A 21,904-nucleotide genomic window follows, 5' to 3' on the forward strand; every position below is an offset into this window, starting at 1 on the left:
CCCAGTAATTCTATCACGCTAGAGAGAAATGTGCTGTATTTTGCGTTCTGCTCCGAGCAGTGATTATCGTTTTCTATATGTTAAGGAATATCCTGTCGCCAAGCATCAGCAGTGAGTGGCTCACCAAAGTGGCTGGCGATCAGACGGCGGGTCATATCATGCAGAGGAGAAGCCAATACTTCTGCCGTATTTCCCCGTTCAACAACTTCCCCCTGATGCATGACCAACACCTGATCGCTGATATGTTTCATCATGCCAAGATGCTGGGTGACATAGAGGTAAGAAATACCCTGTTTTTCCTGTAATTCCAACATCAGATTAATGATTTGAGATCGCATAGACATATCGAGTGATGCTAATGCCTCATCAGCAATAATAATCTGAGGTTGTAATATTAATGCGCGCGCCAGTGCTACCCGCTGTTTTTGGCCTGAGGCTAACATATGTGGATAATAATTGGCATGGTCCGGTAACAAGCCAACTTGTCGTAATGTCTGGTTGATCCGTTTTTCCCGCTCCATTGTATTGAGCGCTGTATTAAGCAGAAGGGGAATATCAAGAATTTGCCCAATACGCTGACGAGGATTTAGCGATGTACTTGGGTCCTGAAATATCATGCGAATGCGTTGGCTGCGATAACTGTAATCACCGTAAGTGAGTTTATGACCTTCGATCATAATTTCGCCGGCAGTTGGTTCGATGACGCCTGAAAGCATTTTTGCCAGTGTTGATTTTCCGGAACCGTTTTCACCAATAATCGCCAGTGTCTGTTTAGCTTTTAAGGTAAAACTAACGGGTTTTACCGCATCAAGATGTTGACGGTGAAAAAAACCGGTTCGATAGCGAAAAGTTTTAGCCAAATTCCTGACTTCTAACAGAGTATTAATCAATTACTGTTCCTCCAGATTCAGTGGAAAGTGGCAGGCAAAAGCATGGTTTTTAATCACCCGCAACCGTGGTGTTTCAATACACGTTTTTTGCGCGTAAGGGCAACGCGGACCTAAACGGCAGCCGATGGGTAGGTGTTCAAGGGATGGAATAGCGCCTGATAAGGTGTTTAACCTACTTTTATGAGGCAAAGAGCTGCCAAAATCAGGAATAGCGCGGCTTAACGCTTGTGTATAGGGGTGATGTGGCGTTATCAGTAATTCATCAGGAACGGCGCTTTCGACCGTTTGACCACAATACAGAACATTAATGCGATCTACCAGTTTACTCATGACTTGCAGGTCATGACTTATCAGTAAAATGGTAGTGTTATTGTTCTGATTCAATCGTGCTAACAGACGGAAAATCTGGGCTTGGGTGGTTGGTTCCATCGCATTGGTGGGTTCATCTGCAATCAGCAGACGTGGTTGGTTAGCTAATGCGATAGCAATCATGACCTTCTGGCATTCTCCTTCCGTTAATTCGCAAGGGAAGCTACTCATAATGTCCTTATGATCTTTAATTCCCACACGGTGGAGTAATTCAATAGCCCGGCGTTTTCGCCATTTGAAACGTTGCCACCAACGGCCTTTGTAAGTCCAGCAGGGGATGGCTTGAATAAGTTGCCGACCAATATTTTCCGAAGGATCAAGACAGGATTGTGGTTCCTGAAAAATCATTGAGATATTGTGACCGATCACTTTTCGGCGCTGCCGTGGCGTCAGACGAAGCAGGTCAATATCATCGAAGCGAAAACGGTCAGCCGTCACTTTAAGATTGTCTTTAGTGACTCCACTTATTGCTTTGGCAATCAGGCTTTTACCTGAGCCGGATTCACCAACCAGGCCGCGTATTTCTCCTTCTGTCAGTGAAATACTGACGCGATCAACCGCTTTAACTGGCCCTTTGGCCGTCATAAATTCAATAGTGAGATTGCGAATGTCGAGTAATGGCATTATTCCACCCCGGAATTAATTGCACGGTGTAATCCATCACCTAATAAATTGACTAACAAGACACTGAACATGATTGCCGCGCCGGGCAACATAACAGTCCAGGGCGCAACATAGATTAGTTCCAGTGAGTCGCCCAACATGGCGCCCCATTCGGGTGAGGGAAGCTGGGCGCCAAGATCAAGAAAACCAAGTGAAGCGATATCAAGTATGGCGATAGAAAGAGCGCGTGTTAGCTCGTTGACCAAGGCGGCGGTAATGTTTGGCAATACGGCATACCATAGAATATGGTAATTAGAGGCGCCATCCAGGCGAGCGGCAATAACATATTCTTTATCTAGCTCATCGTGAACTGCGCTGTAAACCGTGCGAACGATACGTGGCAATAGCGCCAACCAAATAGCGATTATTGCATGCTGCAAACTGGCGCCCACAAAGGCGACGACAATAATTGCCAGCAATAATGATGGAATAGAGAGTAATGTATCGAGAATATGATTGAGTACTGCGGATTTCAATCCTCGTGTCATGCCTGCCAGACAGCCGATAATCAAACCACATAAAGCGGCCGCTAAAGTGACTAACAGCGCTGAACCGAATGTGGATGCCGTACCTATTAGCAATCGGCTGAGAATGTCGCGCCCAAGGTCGTCGGTACCTAGAAAAAATGCAATATTACCGTGATATGACCATGAAGGCGGCAGTAGTTGATGACCAAGAAATTGTTGATCTAGCTGATAAGGGGCCAGATAGCCACCAAACAGACTTAGGGCGATCAGAATAAGCACTCCATAAAACCCCATCATTGCCAACATGTCGGAATAGAAAAAGCGCCAGATGACCTTTATCGGTGACGGCATTTTCTTTTCACGATAAAAATTATCTAAGGGCATACCATTCCTTATGCTTCAAAGGGTTAGTTATTGCGCCAATAATATCAGACAGAACATTGACAGAAATCACCAGTGTGCCAATCACCATAACACCGGCAGAAATGGCGGAATAATCTTGCTGACGAATGGCACTGACTAACCAATGGCCAAGTCCCGGCCAGTTAAATACGAGTTCCGTCATCATTGCCAGTGTCAACATGGTGGAAAATTGTAATCCTAATTTCGGAATGATAGGGGGCAACGCATTGTGTAACACATGACGACGGATAATTGTCAGCCTTGATAAACCGCGGGTTGCGGCGGCTTTGATATAGTTTTCACCAAAAACCTCTTCTGTACTGTTTCTCATCAACCGAATAACTTCGGTGGTCGGTGCAACTGCGAGTGTAATCACGGGTAGCAGCAAGTGTTGCACGGCGCTAATGATCATCTCATTACGATGGGATGATTTTGATAACCAGGCATCAATTAATGAGAAACCTGTCACAGGTTCAATCTGATATAGCAGATTAAAGCGCCCTGAGACCGGTAGCCAGCCGAGATAAAGAGAAAAAAATAGAGTGAGCAATAATGCTAGCCAAAAAATCGGGATGGAAAATCCGACTAGAGCAATGGAAGTGATAACCGTATCCGCTGGTTTGTTACGCCATACTCCCGCAATAATCCCGAGTGGGATGCCGATTAGCAAGGCGACAGAGAAAGCCAGAATACAGAGTTCCATTGTGGCGGGGAACACTTCCCATAGCTGTGTGCTGATAAGTTCACCGTTGACGCTGGATACGCCAAAATCCCATAGTAATAAGCTGTGGAAAAAGAATATATAAGCATCAAACAGGGATGCTCCGCTGAGAGGAGCATTAGGGGTGAAGTAGCTGAGACTAAAGCTTATCAGCGACAGGAAAAACAGAGTAATAATCAGCAAAAGCAGACGACGGAGAGTGTAAATAATCATTTGCCACCTTTCTGAGTCATTTGATCAGCCTCTTTTTCCCGATAAACACCGGCAAAAGAAGTATTACCAAATGGACTGAGTACTAGCCCTTTAATATCGTAACGGTAAGCCTGTAAATGCAGGGAATAGGCTAATGGTAATACAGGTAATTGCTGTTCAAGGATTTGTTGAGCCGCATGATAATACTTAATTCGGGATAATAATTGCTGGTTAATCAAAGCTTCCCGCAAAATTTTATCAAACGCTGGATCACACCAATGGCTGAAATTGGTCTGTGAAGCAATAGCAGCACAACTTAACAGTGGCCGGAAAAAGCTGTCTGGGTCATTACTGTCAGTTGACCAGCCTGATAGAGTCATATCGTGAGATTTATCCATCAGCTTGGTTTCCTGAAAGCGGCCCTCAACAGGTTTAATACTCATGGTAATACCAACTTGTGCTAAATCGGCTTGAATTAACTCAGCCATTTTGAGTGGACTTGGATTATATGATTGAGAGGCGGAAGGTACCCATAAGCTCAATTGCAAGCCGTTTAATCCAAGATCGTTAAGCATTTTGCGGGATTTTTCTGGGTTGTATTCGGTAATCTCAGTTTGATTATCATAAGCCCATGATGCCCGAGGTAAAATTGATGAGGCGGTTTCCGCCGTACCATAATAGATGGATTGCATCAGCCGTTGGTTATTAATAGCGTAGGCAATGGCTTGCCGAACCTGGAGTTTATCAAGTGGCGGCTTGCTGGTATTGAAAGCCAGATAAGCGATATTCATGCCTGGGCGTAAAGTCAGACGCAGGCGGGGATCATCTCGTAAAACTGTAAGCTGGCTGGCAGCGGGATACGCTAATACATCACATTCACCGGTTAAAAGTTTAGACATCCTGCCGGTGCCGCCGGCGCCGACGTCAATAACTATTTGCCGCATTTGTGGTTTGCCTTTGCGGTATTTATCATGGCGAACCAGACGGATAAATTGTCTGGTTCGATGATCCTTCAACATAAATGGGCCAGTGCCGACAGGTTTCCAGTCAATTTGTTCATGGCGATTCATTTGATGCAATTGTTGCCCATATTCTTGTGAAAGTATTGGGGCATAATGGGTTGCCAAATGCCAAAGAAAAGAAGCGTCTGGCTCATTCAAGCGAAATTCCACCGTATATTCATTAATCTTACGGATACTTTGAATAGAGTCGGCCAGTTGAAGACTGTCAAAATAAGGATAATGCCCGCCATTGACGTTATGATAATAGTGTTGCTTATCGAACAGGCGCTTAAAGCTAAAAATGACGTCATCAGCATTCATTGTACGGGTCGGAGTAAACCAGTCTGTTGATTGGAATGAGACATTACGGCGCAAATGAAAACGGTAAGTAGCGCCGTTATCCAGTATTTCCCAATGGGAAGCTAATTCAGGGAGCAAACGGTAAGTATAAGGATCAACATCTAATAGACGCTCATAGAGTTGGGCGGCCAGCGTATCGACAGTTAAGCCACTGCTAGCCAGTTGAGGATTAAAGGTATTCAGATTGCCATTAACGCAATAAATAAACCCGTGTTGCTGAATGTCAGTCGGAACGTGGGGCTGTTTTTCAGGCGTAGCCGTTGTTTCTGCAATAGCTGAGGCTGAAAGGGATAATATGATCCAATAAATCAAACTGCGCATATAAGGCATCTGTTATTAATTAGAATTGACACATTGTATCTCAAATAGTGCTTGAGCCCAAAAAAACGCTGCGGTGATGATAATGAGAAAAATTCTCAACAAAGTGCTTTACAAAACGTATTGAGAACCATTATCATTTATACCGCACTTCCGGGGAACAGTTACAGTTTCTATGTCCCAGGAAAGGCACGACATTGCTCACATTGCTTCCAGTGTTTTTTTAGCCAGCTCGGGTGCTGGCTTTTTTTTATCTGTCATTCGGATCACTTATCGCCAACGTTGATATCATGTTTCTTCATTAAGCCTCGTAATTGATAATAGGTCAGTCGTAGTTTCTCTGCTGCTTTTCTTTGGCTAAACTTGCTCTCTTTTAGTGATAACTCTATTAATTGTCGTTCGCTGTCATGTTGCCACTGTTTCAAATTAACAGGCAGTGAAGGCAGAGATTGTGAAGATAAATCATTACTATCATCAACATGGGTTATAAAATGCGGTGTGTGGGCGAATGGGTTAATAATAATATTATCAAGTTGATCAGAATTCTCGCCGTGGCGATAAACCGATCGTTCCACAACATTTTTCAGTTCACGGATATTACCGGGCCAAGTATAACTCTGTAACTGTTGTTTTGCTTGGTCGGTGAAACCGGGAAATAGCGGCAAATCAAGTTCGCGGCACATTTGAATAGCAAAGTGTTGTGCTAGCAACATGATGTCCTGTTGCCGCTGGCGCAATGGAGGGATTTTGACCACATCAAAAGCCAGTCTATCGAGTAAATCCGCGCGGAATTGCCCTTTAGCCGCCATTGCGGGCAGATCATCATTGGTTGCGCATATGAGTCTAACATCGACCTGTAATGGTTGACTGCCGCCAACGCGCTCAAGATGCCCATATTCAATGACGCGCAACAGCTTTTCCTGAACTTGCATGGGTGCGGTTGCCAGTTCATCAAGGAATAGCGTTCCCCCATCGGCACGTTCAAATCGGCCTTGATGCTTTTTTTGTGCGCCAGTAAATGCGCCAGCCTCATGACCAAATAACTCTGAATCCAATAAATTTTCATTCAACGCCGCGCAGTTTAGGGAGATAAATGGCCCTTGCCAGCGAGGGGATAAATAATGCAAACGGCGGGCAATCAGCTCCTTGCCGGTTCCGCGTTCCCCAATAACAATAACGGGTTTGCTTAATTTTGCTAGTGTGGATACCTGTTCCAGGATCTCGATAAAGCTGTTTGCTTCACCTAATAGATTTTCTGTGGCGTCATTCATGGTTATTTTCACCAATAATTGGTTATTTCAACCACTTTATTTTGTTGTGATAAAAAGTCAAATAAAAAATTCTCTTTGTATTTCATGAGAATAGAACAAATAAAAAGTTGGCACGATTCTTGATAATAAATCATAGGAGTGACATGAATAGTATTAACTAACCTTAACCAAAGAGGATAATTTATTATGGGTATTTTCTCTCGTTTTGCTGATATCGTGAATGCCAATATCTCTTCATTATTGGATAAAGCGGAAGATCCGCAGAAAATGATTCGCCTGATGATTCAGGAAATGGAAGATACTTTAGTTGAAATTCGCTCAACTTCCGCCCGCGCTCTGGCAGAGAAAAAGCAGTTGTCTCGTCGTATTGCCGCAGGTGAACAGCAAATGCACGATTGGCAGGAAAAAGCGGAACTGGCGTTGAATAAAGAGAGAGAAGATTTGGCGCGAGCAGCTCTGATCGAAAAACAGAAAGCGGCTGCTTTAGTGGATACATTGAGACATGAACTCACCATACTGGAAGAGACGCTTGAGCGGATGAAAGGGGAGATTGTTGAACTTGAAAATAAACTGAGTGAAACCCGAGCAAGACAGCAAGCGTTGGCTTTGCGTCATCAGGCGGCGGCCTCTTCCCGACAAGTTCGTCATCATTTAGACAGTGGTAAAATTGATCAGGCAATGGCTCGCTTCGAGCAATTTGAGCGGCGTATCGATCATATGGAAGCGGAAACAGAAGCCGTCGGCATGGGAAAACAAAAATCGCTGGATCAACAATTTGCTGAATTAAAAGCAGACGATGAAATCAGTGCGCAGTTAGCGGCAATGAAGGCTAAAATAAATGCTAATAAAGAACAACATTAAGTGTTGGCGCACTCAACTCACCATTAAGGAAAAGTGATGGGCTCTATATTTCTTGGCATTCCACTGACTATCTTTGTACTTTTTGTGTTACCCATCTGGTTGTGGTTGCATTATAACAGCCGGAATTCCAATCAAAGCCAGTTGGATCAGAATGAAATTCAGCATCTGGCAGAGCGTGTACAACATATGCAGGCACGAATCAAAACATTGGAAGATATTCTGGATGCAGAACATCCTGATTGGAGGCAATCATAATGTCGAATAGTAACCGTCGGAAACTGTATCGAATACCGGAAAAGGGCAAAATTAAAGGTGTTTGTGCCGGGTTGGCCTATTATTTTGATGTACCCGTGCGCTTGATTCGTGTCATCGCGGTATTGTCGCTGTTTTTTGGCCTGTTTGGTTTTGCAGTTGTCGCTTATATTGTACTGGTTTTCGTCCTTGACCCGGCACCGCCGGGTTATACTCAAGAGGATTATTTTTCGGCACAAAACTTGCTGAATGAAATCGATTATCAATTGAAATCGGGGGAGATTCGTCTGCGTCAAATGGAACGTTATGTTACCTCAGAAACGTTCAGTGTTCGCAGTCGTTTCAGGCAGCTTTGATAATAAGCAGCGTCAGCGTGAAGCCCTGCAAGCACGAGTTGCAGGAAAAGTAACTGGTATTGCCTGATCGTCATATTTATCACAGGAGAGACATGAAACGGCTGCAAAATGAATTAACTGCGCTAGTTAATCGTGGGATGGATCGCCATTTACGGCTAGCTGTAACAGGATTAAGTCGTAGTGGTAAAACAGCATTTATCACATCTTTGGTTAATCAGTTACTTAACCTCCATAGCGGCGCCCGGTTGCCGCTATTTTCTGCTGCACGTGACGGTCGCTTGTTGGGTGTAAAACGGGTTCCTCAACGCGATTTAGGCGTTCCTCGTTTTACTTATGATGAAGGGTTGACCGCACTTTACGGCACACCACCTGCCTGGCCGACCCCGACACGGGGTGTCAGTGAAATCCGTCTGGCGCTTCGTTACCGTTCTGAGGATTCTCTGCTGCGTCATTTTAAAGAAACCGCCACATTATATCTGGAAATTGTGGATTATCCCGGTGAATGGTTGTTAGATCTACCGATGTTGGCACAAAGCTATTTAACATGGTCACACCAGATGAATAGCTTATTGCAGGGACAAAGGGCTGAGTGGGCAAAGCCTTGGCTGGAACTTTGCAAACAGTGTGATCCATTGGCGCCCGCAGATGAGAATCTATTGGCGGCTATTGCTCAGACCTATACGGAATATTTGATTAAATGCAAAGAGCAAGGGTTGCATTTTATTCAGCCGGGGAGATTCGTTCTGCCCGGTGATATGATGGGCGCTCCGGCTTTACAATTTTTTCCGTGGCCGGATATCAACTCTATCACTGAGTCACAATTTGCTCAGGCAGATCAACACACCAATATCGGTATGCTGCGTCAGCGCTTTGAATATTACTGTCAGTCGGTGGTGAAAGGGTTCTATAAAGCCCATTTTCTACGGTTTGATCGGCAGATTGTGCTGATAGATTGTTTACAGCCGTTGAACAGTGGGCCACAAGCATTTAATGATATGCGTTTGGCACTGACACAATTAATGCAGAGTTTTCATTATGGTAAACGCACTCTCTTCCGCCGCCTGTTTTCCCCTTGTATAGATAAATTAATGTTTGCTGCCAGTAAGGCGGATCATATTACCGCAGATCAACATGCTAATTTGGTATCTTTACTCCAACAATTGGTTCAGGAAGCCAGACAAAATGCGGCTTTTGAAGGTATCAGCATGGATTGTGTTGGCCTGGCGTCGGTACGGGCGACAGAAAGTGGCATGATTGAACATCATGGTGAAAAGATTCCGGCGTTGAAAGGATATCGACTTACAGATGGTAAATCACTGACATTTTTTCCCGGTGAGGTACCGCGGCGTTTACCTGATGATAATTTCTGGCAAAAACAGGGTTTCTCTTTTGAGGAATTTGGCCCTTGTCCGGTAGAGACTGATACACCGTTGCCTCATATTCGGTTAGATACCGTGCTGGAATTTTTAGTGGGAGATAAAGTGAGATGACGGAGCCCTTGAAGCCAAGAATTGACTTTGAAGAACCCTTATCAGGGCCACAAGAGCCGGTTTTAAAGCCCGCTCAGATTTTCGACGAAAAAGATATGGACAATTTCTATCCTGTATCGCCAGAGCTTGAGACGGAAGAGCGCGAAGGTCAGGTAGAAGGGATAGTTAATGCAGCGCTGAAACCTAAGCGTAGTTGCTGGCGTAAAATGGTATATGGCGCTCTGATTTTACTGGGTGTGAGCGCTGTTGCTCAGTTTGTGCAGTGGATTTATCAATCATGGCAACAACAAGATTGGAGCGCGTTAGGTGTAGCGGCAGCGGGGGGCATGATTGTCTTTGCGGGTATAGGTTCCCTTGTCAGCGAGTGGCGTCGTCTTTATCGACTAAGAATGCGGTCTGAAGAACGCGATACGGCGAAAGCGTTATTACAGCATCATGGTGTGGGTAAAGGGCGGGAGTTTTGTGAGAAGTTGGCAAGTCAGGCGGGTATCGAGCAGCATAACCCGGCATTACAGCGCTGGCGGGCCGCTTTACATGATACACAGAATGATCGTGAAGTGGTGGTGTTGTACAGTAAATGGGTTCAACCTGTTTTGGATGCTCAAGCCAGCGCTGAAATCAGCCGCTATGCTGCGGAATCGGCATTAATGATAGCTGTTAGCCCGTTGGCAGTTGTCGATATGGCATTTATTGCCTGGCGTAATATCCGGTTAATTAATCGAATTGCCGCTCTGTATGGTATTGAACTGGGATATTTCAGCCGTATTCGGCTTTTCCGCCTTGTTCTGCTGAATATTATTTTCTCTGGTGTCTCAGAAATGGTGCGGGAAGTGGGTATGGATTGGTTATCGCAGGATATCACTGCGCGTCTTTCTGCCAGGGCTGCTCAAGGGATCGGCGTAGGCTTACTGACTGCCCGGTTGGGTATTAAAGCGATGGAATTATGCAGGCCATTGCCTTGGATAGAAGGTGATAAACCTAAATTAGGAGATTTCCGTCGTCAGCTAATCACTCAACTTAAGAATATCCTGCCAAATAAATCTAAGAATATAGTTGATTAAATGATATATGCTTTAATTCTATATGAAGGCACAAAATATCCAGATAACGCAGATGTTTTACGTTATTTTATTAATCTGTTTTATAATCAATTGTAGAATTTGTTTATTTTAGTGAAAATTTCAAATGCTGTGTTATTTACGACATTGAAAAAACCTGAGTCTGGTCAATTTTTACTGACAGAATGCTTCATATGAATAATCGTAGAGAGTAGTATTTTAAAAAATTATATGTATTAGTGTAAATAAGGTCAAAACAGATGCGCTTAGAAGTTATTTGCCATGATCGAATTGGGCTTACCCGTGAATTGCTCGATCTACTGGTATTAGAAAATATTGATTTAAAAGGGATAGAAATATCTCAAATCGGCCGGATTTACCTTAATTTTTCACCTGTTGATTTCAATGTATTTCGTAAATTGATGGCGGAAATTCGCCGTATTAATGGTGTTATTGATGTTCGTACCGTCTCTTTTATGCCTTCGGAAAGAGAACACAAAGCGATGTGCGCACTGTTGGAGTCCTTGCCTGAGCCTGTTTTCTCAGTTGATCTGAAAGGAAATATTGAGCTTGCTAACTCTGCGGTGTTTAAGCTGTTTGGGGTGAGTGAAGAACAAACTTATCAAAAACCTATCGGGCAATTTATCAGCGGTTATAACTTCTCACGCTGGTTTGAAAATAAAAATGTCCAACAACGAGTAGAAAGGATAACGCTCAAGGGTCTGGACTACCTGATGGATATTACTCCCATCCAACTGATGGATGAAAAGCAGAAAATGCAGTGTGTCGGCACGGTGATTATGCTCAAGTCCGCTGCCCGAATTGGGAATCAACTGAAAAAACTGACTGTCAATGACGGGAGCGAGTTTAAGAAAATTATCGCTGTTAGCTCAAAAATGACTCAAGTTATTGAGCAGGCCCGTAAAATGGCGATGTTGGATGCGCCGCTGCTGTTGATTGGCGAGACAGGAACGGGTAAAGATATTCTGGCAAAAGCTTGTCATTTGCACAGCTTACGCGGAAAACAACCCTTTTTGGGGTTGAACTGCGCATCGATGCCGGATGATGTAGTAGAAAGTGAGCTGTTTGGTTATGCTGCCGGCGCTTACCCTAATGCGATTGAAGGAAAGAAAGGTTTCTTCGAGCAGGCTAACGGCGGCACTGTTTTACTGGATGAAATTGGTGAAATGTCGCCACAGATGCAAATTAAGCTACTGCGTTTTCTGAATGATGGGACTTTTCGCCGAGTAGGGGAAGAAAACGAAGTCAAAGTGAATGTTAGAGTTATCTGTGCTACACAAAAAAATCTGGTTGAATTAGTACAGCAGGGGAAATTTCGCGAAGATCTCTATTATCGCCTTAATGTGTTGGCGATTACACTTCCGCCGTTGCGTGATCGTAAAGCGGATATTATGCCGCTGGTGGAGTATTTTATTGAGCGTTTTTCTGAAGAGCAGGGGGTACTGAAACCTAAATTGTCTCCTGAACTTCCCCACTTCCTGACAAGTTACAGTTGGCCTGGTAACGTAAGGCAGTTACAAAATGCCATTTATCGAGCATTGACTCAGCTGGAAAATATGGAGCTGACGCCGCGGGATATACAATTGCCAGAGTTTGAAACAGAGGTGTCTTTTAGTGAAGATGTATTCAACGGTTCTCTGGATGAAATCAGTAAACGTTTTGAACGTTCAGTGTTGACGCGGCTTTATCGGCACTATCCAAGCACACGTAAACTGGCTAAACGTCTTGGGGTATCGCATACTGCGATTGCCAATAAATTGAGAGAATATGGTTTGAGTAGCAGGAAACATGCTACTGAATATGAACTGGATGATGACGAGTAAATTAATGCCCACCGGAAGTGGGCATTATATATATCCGTCGTCTTTCAAGTTGCCTCTTTGTTGGCTGCACTCGCTCACCCCGGTAACATAGTTACCTATGCTCTCGGGGATTCACTCCCTTGCCGTCGCGATGCATCTTGAAATCCATAGGGTATAAATCACGGGATTTATTTCAGTACGGCCAGTGCGCTATCGTAATCTGGCTCATTAGTGATTTCATCAACCAGTTGGCTATAAATCACGTTATCGCTTTCATCAAGCACAACAACTGCACGGGCTGTGAGACCACTCAGAGGACTGTTGCTGATGGCGACGCCATAATCTTCACTGAAAGTGCCGCCACGCAGGGTAGAGAGCGTGACAACATTTGATAACCCTTCCGCGCCACAGAAACGGGATTGAGCAAAAGGCAGATCGGCGGAAATGCACAGTACGACGGTATTCTCCAAATCATTCGCCGCCTGATTAAATTTACGCACTGATGCCGCGCAAACACCGGTATCGATACTTGGGAAAATATTCAGCACCTTACGCTTTCCGGCATAGTGGCTAAGAGAGACATCGGAGAGATCTTTGGCTGTCAGAGTAAAATCTTGCGCTTTTTCCCCTGCTTTTGGGAACTGGCCGCTTACGGAGATGTCATTGCCTTGAAATTTTACTGTTTGTGTCATAGTTTTCTTCCTCTGATAAATGAACCACGATTGCTCAGTGTAGAAGAATATTCGGCTCTTGCCCATCAAAAATAGTGCTTGTGAGAGTAAAATTGTCTGATTGTGTCATTTCGATAATGGCTTATAATTTAATAACGGGATATTTATTTTATAACAGGGCAGATTGTTACCTTATGCGTTATTTGAATCTGATTTCTTGTGCACTACTTATCAATAGTTCTCTTATCGTTTCTGCTTTTGCCGCGGAAGTTCCTCCTGGTACTCAGCTTAATAACAAACAGGAACTGGTGCGTCATCTAAAAGACGAACCGGCGTCCTTAGATCCAATTAATGCCGTGGGCCTGACGGAAGCGCAAGTTCAGCGTGATCTGTTTGAAGGATTGGTGAATCAGAATGCGTATGGCAATGCCGTTCCCGGCGTAGCAATAGCGTGGAAAACCGTAGACAACAAAACTTGGTTTTTTACCTTGCGTTCTGATGCCCGTTGGTCAAATGGCGAGCCGGTTACTGCGGCAGATTTTGTGTATAGCTGGCAGCGGTTGGTCACTCCGGCTAATACGTCATCTTTTGCCTGGTTTGCCGCGCTTGCAGGTATTGAAAATGCTCAGGAAATTATTGACGGTAAACTGCTGCCGACAAAACTGGGTGTTGAGGCCATTGATAAGCACACATTAAAGGTGACGCTAAACCGGCCTGTGCCTTATTTTCCCAACCTGACGGCAAATTTCAGTCTCTACCCGGTAAATAAGAAAGTAGTAGAGAAATATGGGAAAGAGTGGATAAAAGTTGGTCATCTGGTGGGAAATGGCGCTTTCGAATTACATGATCGAATTGTTAATGAGAAAATCGTTCTGACGCCAAACCCTTATTACTGGGATCATAAAAAAACCGTCCTAACCAAAGTCACATTTGTGCCCATTAATCAGGAATCACACGCGACTAAACGCTATCTGGCGGATGATTTGGATATCACCGAATCCTTCCCGAAAAATATGTATAAAAAATTGCAGCATGAATTACCTGGGCAAGTCTATACGCCGGATCAGTTAGGCACCTATTATTACGCTTTTAACACCCAACGGGCGCCCACTAATGATGCCAGAGTGCGTAAAGCGCTTTCAATGGCAATTGACCGCAAAGTCATTACGGAAAAAGTCTTGGGGACAGGAGAGAAACCTGCCTGGCATTTTACGCCGGATGTGACGGCGGGTTTCCATCCTGCGCTTAGTGACATGGAACAACATACACAGGCAGAACTGGATCAACAGGCTAAGGTTTTATTACAAGCGGCTGGTTACGGGCCAAACAATCCACTGAAACTTTCTCTGCTCTATAATAATTCTGAAAACCATCAGAAAATTGCGATTGCTATTGCCTCTATGTGGAAGAAAAAACTGGGGGTGCAAGTGAGTTTGATGAATCAGGAATGGAAAACTTATATTGATAGCCGTAACACGGGCGATTTTGATGTTATTCGCGCATCTTGGGTGGGTGATTATAATGAACCTTCTACATTTCTAAGCCTGTTAACTTCAACGCATAGTGGCAATATTGCTAAATTCCATCAGGCAAATTATGACAAATTACTGCAATCTGCTAGTTTGCGAACAGATGATGGCTTAAGAAACGATGACTATAACAAAGCGGAGCAAATGATTGCTGAACAGGCGCCTATTGCACCGATTTATCAATACACTAATGGCAGGTTGATAAAACCTTGGTTAAAAGGATACCCGATCACCAATCCAGAAGATGTGGCATATAGTCATACTATGTACATAATTAAGCACTAAATAAGGAGCTGGATGTGGAAACCATTTATGGCGCATCATTGAAAGAGGCTGATGCAGTCTATGCTTGCCAGTTTGATGGTCAAGGCGGTATGACGCCGATTGATATGAATGGATTAGCCACACCAGCTCAACCTTTCTGGCAACATTTGGATTACCATAATCCCAAGAGTTATCGCTGGATAATGGACACTGATTTGTTACCGGAAACTGTCAAAAAGGGGCTGGCAGGAGAGAGTATTAGGCCAAAAATAGTTCGTACCGGCGATGGTACGATGATTACGCTGCGAACAATTAATAGCAATAAAAGTGAACGTCCCGATCAACTAGTAACATTTCGTATTTATATTAATTCTGAAATTATCGTTTCCAGTCGCCATCGTAAAGTTCATTCACTGGAACAGGTAGTGAGTGATTTACAAAATGGTATAGGCGCAAAAACGACCGGGCACTGGTTGGTTGAAATGGTTGATGCAATAACCGATGAAGTGGGTAACTTTATTGAAGATCTTCATGACAACCTTATTGAGCTTGAGAATATGATTCTTGAGCAACGGACGCCAGAGCGGGGTGGGTTAGCTTTACTGCGTAAACAATTGATCATTCTGCGCCGTTATATGGCGCCTCAAAGAGATGTATTTTCTCGTCTCGCTAATGAAAAATTACTCTGGATGAGTGATGAAGATCGTCATCGAATGCAGGAAATATCTGACCGCTTGGGAAGGGAACTGGATGATTTGGATGGTTGTATTGCTCGCACAGCGATTATTTCAGATGAAATTACATCCATGATGACGGATGCGATGAACCGTCGTACTTATACTATGTCATTACTTGCAATGATTTTTTTACCAACAACATTCCTGACCGGGTTATTTGGTGTCAACCTTGGCGGTATTCCTGGTAATGAAAACCATTTGGGCTTTAGTATTTTTTGTTTGCTGTTATTGGGATTGATTATATTTGTTGCCTGGTGGTTAAAACGAAGTAAATGGCTATGATAATTAAATAGTTATTTGGAGAGATAAAACACGACTGTGGGAAAGTGTTACGAAAATCGGTTCTTAATTTGAGATATATCAATATTCACCAGACATCATTGAGGCATGATAGCTCTCGCAGGTGAAAGCAACGTTAAGCGATGAACGTTGTTCTCCGTAATTGTAGTTTTTCTCACATAAGTCTTTATACAGAATAATTGCCCATTCTTGTGCCGATATTAATTTATAATGTCGGCTTTTTTTATTTTTCATTGTTGTTGTAGGAAAATAAATAAAAATCAAGGCGAAAGAGAATAAGAAATTAACGCTCTGAAATATATCCAGAGCGGTGTGATTAAGAGCCTGCTATTGGGATAGGCAGTAAGAATAACTATTTGACTTCAATAACATCCAATCGTTCTGATTGATAATCGGGTTGATCTTCCATATCACTGGCGGGTTGTATTGGTAATTCTTCGCGGTCAAAGGCGAGATCACCACCATCAATCACTTCGCTGCCGTGAGTGATATTTTTGAAATCGAATAGATTAAAATCGCTGAGATGCGATGGAACGACATTTTGTACCGCACGAAACATAGTTTCAATTCTGCCCGGATAACGCTTATCCCATTCCCGTAACATATCCTTGATAACCTGACGTTGCAGGTTGGGTTGTGAACCACAGAGATTACAAGGAATGATCGGGAATGCTTTGGCGGTTGCATAGCGCTCAATATCTTTCTCACGGCAATAAGCGAGAGGGCGAATAACAACATGTTTACCATCATCACTCATCAACTTTGGCGGCATACCTTTTAGTTTGCCGCCATAAAACATATTGAGAAATAGGGTTTGCAAAATATCATCGCGGTGATGGCCTAATGCAATTTTCGTTGCGCCCAACTCAGTGGCTGTGCGATATAAAATGCCACGGCGCAGACGGGAGCAGAGTGAACAAGTTGTTTTACCTTCGGGTATTTTTTCTTTCACTATGCCATAAGTGTTTTCTTCGACAATTTTATATTCGACACCCAGTTCATCCAGATAAGCGGGAAGAATATGTTCAGGAAAACCGGGTTGTTTCTGATCCAGATTAACTGCAACAAGTGAAAAATTAACCGGAGCACTTTTTTGCAGATTTTGCAGGATAGAGAGCAGGGTATAGCTGTCTTTACCACCAGAAAGGCAGACCATAATGCGATCGCCTTCCTCAATCATATTGAAATCAGCGATTGCTTGACCGACATCACGGCGTAAACGCTTCTGTAATTTGTTCAGGTTATATTGTTGTTTCTGATCCACCACGGACACTCTGTAGATAATGTTTAAATGGGATTTAGGCGGTGGAGTATACCATTTTTATGACCTGACACCTTAAAAGAGTTTGTGATAGATTCCGCTTATTTTTACCTGTTAATGCTAATCAATTGATAGCTTTTTCTGTATGGAAGACGAGGATCGCCCATACCCTAGATTCTGTTGATAACCGGTATCAGAATGGAGATGAAAATCAAATTGAGGTGTTGCAATTCAATCATGGCCTGACTGTTATTCAAAATATCAATTATCAGAAGGTAAACTTTATTAAACTATTAGATAGATCTTCCCTATTGCTAATGATAGCGGCTGTTAGCCATGAAAAACTGGAACTGATATTTGATGTTTATTAAAACTCTTAAATAGGTTTAGTACAATGAATAATGTTTTTGAATTAAGGTTATTATTGTTGATGTAAAAAATAATGCTATGCCTATATCAGCAACATTTTCGCAATGTAATTCCGTTCTTGTTCTGTACGGAACATGCGAAATCGGTAGGGCAATCATTTCTGCCGGGATATATATCGAAGAAAAAGCACAACTCTGGTTGTTAAATTTGTTGAACTAGGGGTTCAATCGAATTATTATCACGTTAGGTGAGATAAATTTATATCATGTTAAGTGACATCAAATTGATAAAAAACCGGTGAGCCACGTACCCATGACAAATGGGATTGTCACTTAATGTAAGCCTTTACTGGTATCTACTAAATAAAAGAGGGGAAGATGATGAAAAGATTTACTTGTGATGAATTTGAATGGGTTTAACCATTAAGATAGTCGAGTATACAGGTAATGAACCGGTTAAGCGAAAAGCGGAGCAGAGTTTCCGCTTTTTTTAAGGATGATTATATGGCAGCAGAAAATTCGATTATTTTGAGTGAAAATTGGCAATTTTATTACCAATATGGTCTCCAAATTTTAGTGCGTATTTTGAGTTGAATTCAGTTAAAAATATAAGAGTATTTATGACATAAAGCCGTTACTGTTGATATAAAGAAGGATATAAAACTTATATTAATGGTGATGAAATATATTTTTATCCAGTGGGTCAAATTGGAGGGTAAATTTTGAATGAAATCATAAGATTCTTGGGGCATGTATTTACTGCCAGGCTTATTTATCCTTATTCTTTTCCCTGTTAATAATTTATAGAAAAATACGGCAGGATGAATCTGACCATGAATACCTATAGAATGACCAATGTATGCTGCTGATGATAAGCAAAAACCTTTTTCCATATATAAATCAATAATTTTATCCATCTTTTTCTGATTTATTTTGTAAATGGCTATTGATATAATGAGAAAAATATTGAAAGAGATACAAGAAATAACCAAGATGATAAAAGTGACTCTGTTCATATAAAAAGTCCATTGAGTATTCAGTATAATTAAGCGTATTTTTCAAACAGGCATATTGCCATTGATATAATAAAGGATGCAACACTTATATTGATGGTAATGTAACATATTTTTATCCAGTGAGTTAAATTTGGGGGTAAATTTTGAATAAAATCGTAAGACTCTTGTGGCATATATTTACTACTAGGCTCATTTATTCTTATTCTTTTTCCTGTTAATAACTTATAGAAAAATGCGGCAGTATAAAACTGACCGTGAATACCCATAAAATGCCCAATGTATGCTCCTGATGATAAACAAAAACCTTTTTCCATATATAATTCAATAATTTTATCCATCTTTTTTTGATTTATTTTGTAAATGGCTGCTGATATAATGAAAAAACCAATAAAAGAAGCGCAAGAAATAACCAAGATGATAAAAATGACTCTGTTCATATTAAAATTCCATTGAGTATTTAGTATAGTTAAGCGTATTTTTCAAATAAGAACATTGCCATTGATATAAAGAGGAATATTCCACCTATATTGATGGTAATGAAATATATTTTTATCCAGTGGGTCAAATTGGAGGGTAAGTTTTGAATGAAATCATAAGATTCTTGGGGCATATATTTACTATCAGGTCTATTTATCCTCATTCTTTTTCCAGTTAACAACATGTAGAAAAACGTAGCAACCTGAAACTGACCATAAACACCTAGGAAACGACCAATATTTACGCCTGTTGATAAACAAAGTCCTTTTCCTATATATAATTCAATAATTTCATCCATCTTTTTTTGGTTTATTTTATAAATAGCTATTGATACAACTAAGAGAATAATAAATAAAATATAAAAAATAAGCATGATGACAATAGTTGATCTGTTCATGTTAATTTCCTATTGCCTTTATGTATTCGTTAAACACTTATATAACAAGATAAGTATACTACTTAAGATGAATGAGAATATAGCAGTAGAAAATAAATAATAATAGATAATCATTATTGAGGCAAGTTTTTTAGGTATACTCTTTGCGAATTCATATGCTTCTTGCGGTATGGAGTTACCTATAAGAGCACGAGATATTATAGTCTTTTTTCTAGTTATTGTCTGGTAGAAGAAACATGATAGATAATAACTGCCATAAAAGCCAGAAAACGATATTACATATATAATTTGTGGTATGAAAAAACCATTTTTTATATATTCATCTCTGATCTCTGTGAAGGATTTTTTATTTATTCCATAAAGAACGAATAAAGATAGTAACAAAAACATACTAACTAAAAATAAAGAAAGCATGATAAAGTTAACTGTATTAATTAAGATATTCATATTATTCACTTACTATTTTATCGATTAAAAAATTTTCTTCTGTGCTTCCGGTAACTCCACCTACTACACTGCCGACAGCCACGCATATCCATTTAGCACGATTAATAATTTTTTTGAATTAAGATTATTATTGTTGCTGTAAAAAATAATGCTCCACCTATATAAGTGGTAATGATACATGTTTTCATCCAATGCGTTAAACTGGAGGGTAGATTTTGAATAAAGTCATAAGATTCTTGGTGCATATATTTACTATCAGGCTGATTTATCTTCATTTTTTTTCCAGTTAACAGCCTGTAGAAGAACATAACGACGTGAATCTGATCACGCATTCTTCCGAAGCGTTGTATCATTATGCCTGTTGGTAAATAAAGTCTTTCTTCTATATATAATTCAATAATTTTATCCATCTTTTTCTGATTTATTTTGTAAATGGCTATTGATATAAAAAGAATAAGTGTTGAAGAGGTGTAAAGTATAATCAAAATAATAAAGGTGATTATGTTCATATTAAAGTCCCATTGAGTTTTCAGTATGATTAAGCGTATTTTTCAAATAGGTATATTACCATTGCTATAAAGAAAAATGCCCCACCTATATTAGCGATAATGAAATGTGTTTTTATCCAGTGAGTTAAATTGGGGGGTAAATTTTGAATAAAATCGTAAGACTCTTGTGGCATATATTTACTACTAGGCTCATTTATTCTTATTCTTTTTCCTGTTAATAACTTATAGAAAAATGCGGCAGTATAAAACTGACCGTGAATACCCATAAAATGCCCAATGTATGCTCCTGATGATAAACAAAATCCTTTTTCCATATATAAATCAATAATTTTATCCATCTTTTTTTGATTTATTTTGTAAATAGCCGCTGATATAATGAAAAAACCAATAAAAGAAGCGCAAGAAATAAGTAAAATGATAAAAGTGACTCTATTCATATTAAAATCCCATTGAATGTCCAGTATAGTTAAAAATATTCTCTAAATAGAAATGTTATCATTATTATGAAGAAGAACATACCACCTATATTAATGGTGATAAAATATATCTTTATCCAGTGGGTTAAATTGGAGGGTAAATTTTGAATGAAATTATAAGATTCTTTAGGCATATATTTACTATCAGGTCTATTTATTCTTATTCTTTTTCCTGTCAATAGTTTATAGAAAAATATGGCAGGATAAATCTGACCACGAATACCCATCAAATGACCCATGTATGCTGCTGTTGATAAGCAAAAACCTTTTTCCATATATAATTCAATAATTTGATTCATCTTTTTTTGATTTATTTTGTAAATGGCTATTGATATAATAAGAAAAATGTTAGAAGAGATAAAAGAAATAACCAAGATGATAAAAATTATTCTATTCATATTAAAGTCCCATTGAAGATTCAACAATAAGTTCAAAGAGCCATTCTCCACCTTTACTACCGGCATAACCACCAGCAAGACCGCCGCCCATCATGCAAAGTCCGGCAGTTAAGCCATCAGTTACAGCTCCAAGAGCAACACATGCTGTGCCTGCTGCAATTCCGCCGTAATATCCTCCCCAAAAGCCCAGGCTTGTCCGACCGGAAAATTTACTATATTCTTTGATAGCTACTTTTTCACATTGTCCTGTTTGTCCATAATTACAGGCATCAATAACCTGCCCGGTGGTATCGATAAAATCCAGACCAATAGCAACTCGGCCACCATATTTCATCCATTTAACCATTTTAGCACTGCGGGTGATTATATGGCTATATCCCTTTATCGCGCCAATCCCTGCTTTATCCCATTGGTGAGCAATGGCTTTGGTTGATAACTTTAACGCATGTTTTAAATTAGGATGTTGGTCGATTTTCAAAGAGAGTCGGCCAAATTTATTTAATAATCCCTTTAAGTTACCCATAATCAACTGTCTTTCTATATAAAACTCGTGACTGATA

At 41.0% G+C, this 21,904-nt stretch carries 23 protein-coding genes and 1 pseudogene; 9 read left to right on the forward strand and 15 right to left on the reverse strand.

Features of this window, described 5'->3' with window-relative positions; all coding sequences use genetic code 11:
- Positions 1-80: 80 nt before the first annotated feature.
- The 6 genes from sapF to pspF form a co-directional block, all read right to left on the reverse strand.
- The gene (gene sapF / locus EAE90_RS16930; protein ID WP_214054459.1) at positions 81-890 is read right to left on the reverse strand and encodes a putrescine export ABC transporter ATP-binding protein SapF; all 810 of its coding nucleotides are present in this window, start codon (positions 888-890) and stop codon (positions 81-83) included.
- The gene (sapD, locus tag EAE90_RS16935) at positions 891-1,883 is read right to left on the reverse strand and encodes a putrescine export ABC transporter ATP-binding protein SapD (protein WP_214054460.1); all 993 of its coding nucleotides are present in this window, start codon (positions 1,881-1,883) and stop codon (positions 891-893) included.
- On the reverse strand, positions 1,883-2,773 hold the full coding sequence (sapC, locus tag EAE90_RS16940; protein WP_214054461.1) for a putrescine export ABC transporter permease SapC: 891 nt from the start codon (positions 2,771-2,773) through the stop codon (positions 1,883-1,885). Before sapC ends, sapD begins: the two co-directional genes overlap by 1 nt.
- Entirely contained in the window at positions 2,760-3,725 is a 966-nt protein-coding gene (gene sapB / locus EAE90_RS16945) for a putrescine export ABC transporter permease SapB (protein ID WP_214054462.1), read from the reverse strand. The genes sapC and sapB overlap by 14 nt, the downstream gene beginning before the upstream one ends.
- Positions 3,722-5,386 (reverse strand): ABC transporter substrate-binding protein SapA, encoded by a 1,665-nt coding sequence (gene sapA / locus EAE90_RS16950; RefSeq protein WP_214054463.1) that lies wholly within the window; start codon positions 5,384-5,386, stop codon positions 3,722-3,724. Before sapA ends, sapB begins: the two co-directional genes overlap by 4 nt.
- Positions 5,387-5,649: 263 nt before the next feature.
- Positions 5,650-6,654 carry a phage shock protein operon transcriptional activator gene (gene pspF, locus EAE90_RS16955; protein ID WP_214054464.1) on the reverse strand — a complete coding sequence of 335 codons (1,005 nt, stop codon included), beginning with the start codon at positions 6,652-6,654 and terminating at the stop codon, positions 5,650-5,652.
- Between the two features lie 186 nt (positions 6,655-6,840).
- Between pspF and pspA the strand changes: the two genes are divergently transcribed.
- From pspA to tyrR, 6 genes are all read left to right on the forward strand, one after another.
- Positions 6,841-7,515 (forward strand): phage shock protein PspA, encoded by a 675-nt coding sequence (gene pspA / locus EAE90_RS16960; protein ID WP_110091274.1) that lies wholly within the window; start codon positions 6,841-6,843, stop codon positions 7,513-7,515.
- 36 nt (positions 7,516-7,551) lie between these two features.
- Positions 7,552-7,770 carry an envelope stress response membrane protein PspB gene (pspB, locus tag EAE90_RS16965; protein ID WP_214054465.1) on the forward strand — a complete coding sequence of 73 codons (219 nt, stop codon included), beginning with the start codon at positions 7,552-7,554 and terminating at the stop codon, positions 7,768-7,770.
- Positions 7,770-8,123 carry an envelope stress response membrane protein PspC gene (gene pspC / locus EAE90_RS16970; RefSeq protein WP_214054466.1) on the forward strand — a complete coding sequence of 118 codons (354 nt, stop codon included), beginning with the start codon at positions 7,770-7,772 and terminating at the stop codon, positions 8,121-8,123. The genes pspB and pspC overlap by 1 nt, the downstream gene beginning before the upstream one ends.
- Before the next feature lie 92 nt (positions 8,124-8,215).
- Positions 8,216-9,613 (forward strand): YcjX family GTP-binding protein, encoded by a 1,398-nt coding sequence (locus EAE90_RS16975; RefSeq protein ID WP_214054467.1) that lies wholly within the window; start codon positions 8,216-8,218, stop codon positions 9,611-9,613.
- Positions 9,610-10,674 carry a YcjF family protein gene (locus tag EAE90_RS16980; RefSeq protein ID WP_214054468.1) on the forward strand — a complete coding sequence of 355 codons (1,065 nt, stop codon included), beginning with the start codon at positions 9,610-9,612 and terminating at the stop codon, positions 10,672-10,674. Before EAE90_RS16975 ends, EAE90_RS16980 begins: the two co-directional genes overlap by 4 nt.
- A gap of 257 nt (positions 10,675-10,931) precedes the next feature.
- Positions 10,932-12,515 (forward strand): transcriptional regulator TyrR, encoded by a 1,584-nt coding sequence (gene tyrR / locus EAE90_RS16985; protein ID WP_214054469.1) that lies wholly within the window; start codon positions 10,932-10,934, stop codon positions 12,513-12,515.
- A gap of 167 nt (positions 12,516-12,682) precedes the next feature.
- On the opposite strand, the gene tpx is transcribed toward tyrR, so the two are convergent.
- Positions 12,683-13,186, reverse strand: a complete 504-nt coding sequence (gene tpx, locus EAE90_RS16990; protein ID WP_214054470.1) for a thiol peroxidase — start codon at positions 13,184-13,186, stop codon at positions 12,683-12,685.
- Positions 13,187-13,359: 173 nt separating this feature from the next.
- On the opposite strand from tpx, the gene EAE90_RS16995 reads away from it, so the two are divergent.
- Entirely contained in the window at positions 13,360-14,979 is a 1,620-nt protein-coding gene (locus EAE90_RS16995) for a peptide ABC transporter substrate-binding protein (protein WP_214054471.1), read from the forward strand.
- Positions 14,980-14,993: 14 nt separating this feature from the next.
- A complete protein-coding gene (zntB, locus tag EAE90_RS17000) occupies positions 14,994-15,977 on the forward strand; it encodes a zinc transporter ZntB (protein WP_214054472.1) in 984 nt (327 codons plus the stop codon).
- A 370-nt stretch (positions 15,978-16,347) separates the two neighbouring features.
- On the opposite strand, the gene ttcA is transcribed toward zntB, so the two are convergent.
- Positions 16,348-17,277: a tRNA 2-thiocytidine(32) synthetase TtcA gene (gene ttcA, locus EAE90_RS17005; RefSeq protein ID WP_214054499.1), complete on the reverse strand. Its 930-nt coding sequence runs from the start codon at positions 17,275-17,277 to the stop codon at positions 16,348-16,350.
- A 107-nt stretch (positions 17,278-17,384) separates the two neighbouring features.
- On the opposite strand from ttcA, the gene EAE90_RS24725 reads away from it, so the two are divergent.
- Positions 17,385-17,627, forward strand: coding sequence for a type VI secretion system tube protein Hcp (locus tag EAE90_RS24725; RefSeq protein WP_422616000.1), 243 nt, complete (start codon positions 17,385-17,387; stop codon positions 17,625-17,627).
- 593 nt (positions 17,628-18,220) lie between these two features.
- On the opposite strand, the gene EAE90_RS17010 is transcribed toward EAE90_RS24725, so the two are convergent.
- The 7 genes and pseudogenes from EAE90_RS17010 to EAE90_RS17040 form a co-directional block, all read right to left on the reverse strand.
- Positions 18,221-18,640: a hypothetical protein gene (locus tag EAE90_RS17010; RefSeq protein WP_214054473.1), complete on the reverse strand. Its 420-nt coding sequence runs from the start codon at positions 18,638-18,640 to the stop codon at positions 18,221-18,223.
- Between the two features lie 29 nt (positions 18,641-18,669).
- Positions 18,670-19,077, reverse strand: a complete 408-nt coding sequence (locus EAE90_RS17015) for a hypothetical protein (RefSeq protein WP_036780770.1) — start codon at positions 19,075-19,077, stop codon at positions 18,670-18,672.
- A gap of 29 nt (positions 19,078-19,106) precedes the next feature.
- Positions 19,107-19,514 carry a hypothetical protein gene (locus tag EAE90_RS17020; protein WP_214054474.1) on the reverse strand — a complete coding sequence of 136 codons (408 nt, stop codon included), beginning with the start codon at positions 19,512-19,514 and terminating at the stop codon, positions 19,107-19,109.
- A 548-nt stretch (positions 19,515-20,062) separates the two neighbouring features.
- Positions 20,063-20,470 carry a hypothetical protein gene (locus EAE90_RS17025; RefSeq protein ID WP_036780774.1) on the reverse strand — a complete coding sequence of 136 codons (408 nt, stop codon included), beginning with the start codon at positions 20,468-20,470 and terminating at the stop codon, positions 20,063-20,065.
- Between the two features lie 29 nt (positions 20,471-20,499).
- Positions 20,500-20,907: a hypothetical protein gene (locus EAE90_RS17030; RefSeq protein WP_214054475.1), complete on the reverse strand. Its 408-nt coding sequence runs from the start codon at positions 20,905-20,907 to the stop codon at positions 20,500-20,502.
- Positions 20,908-20,936: 29 nt separating this feature from the next.
- Complete coding sequence (locus EAE90_RS17035) at positions 20,937-21,344, reverse strand: hypothetical protein (RefSeq protein WP_214054476.1); 408 nt, start codon at positions 21,342-21,344, stop codon at positions 20,937-20,939.
- A gap of 1 nt (position 21,345) precedes the next feature.
- Positions 21,346-21,904 (reverse strand): annotated as a pseudogene (locus tag EAE90_RS17040) (hypothetical protein); the annotation flags it as partial.

This window comes from Photorhabdus caribbeanensis, assembly GCF_018448885.1.
GTDB classification, from domain to species: Bacteria; Pseudomonadota; Gammaproteobacteria; order Enterobacterales; family Enterobacteriaceae; genus Photorhabdus; species Photorhabdus caribbeanensis.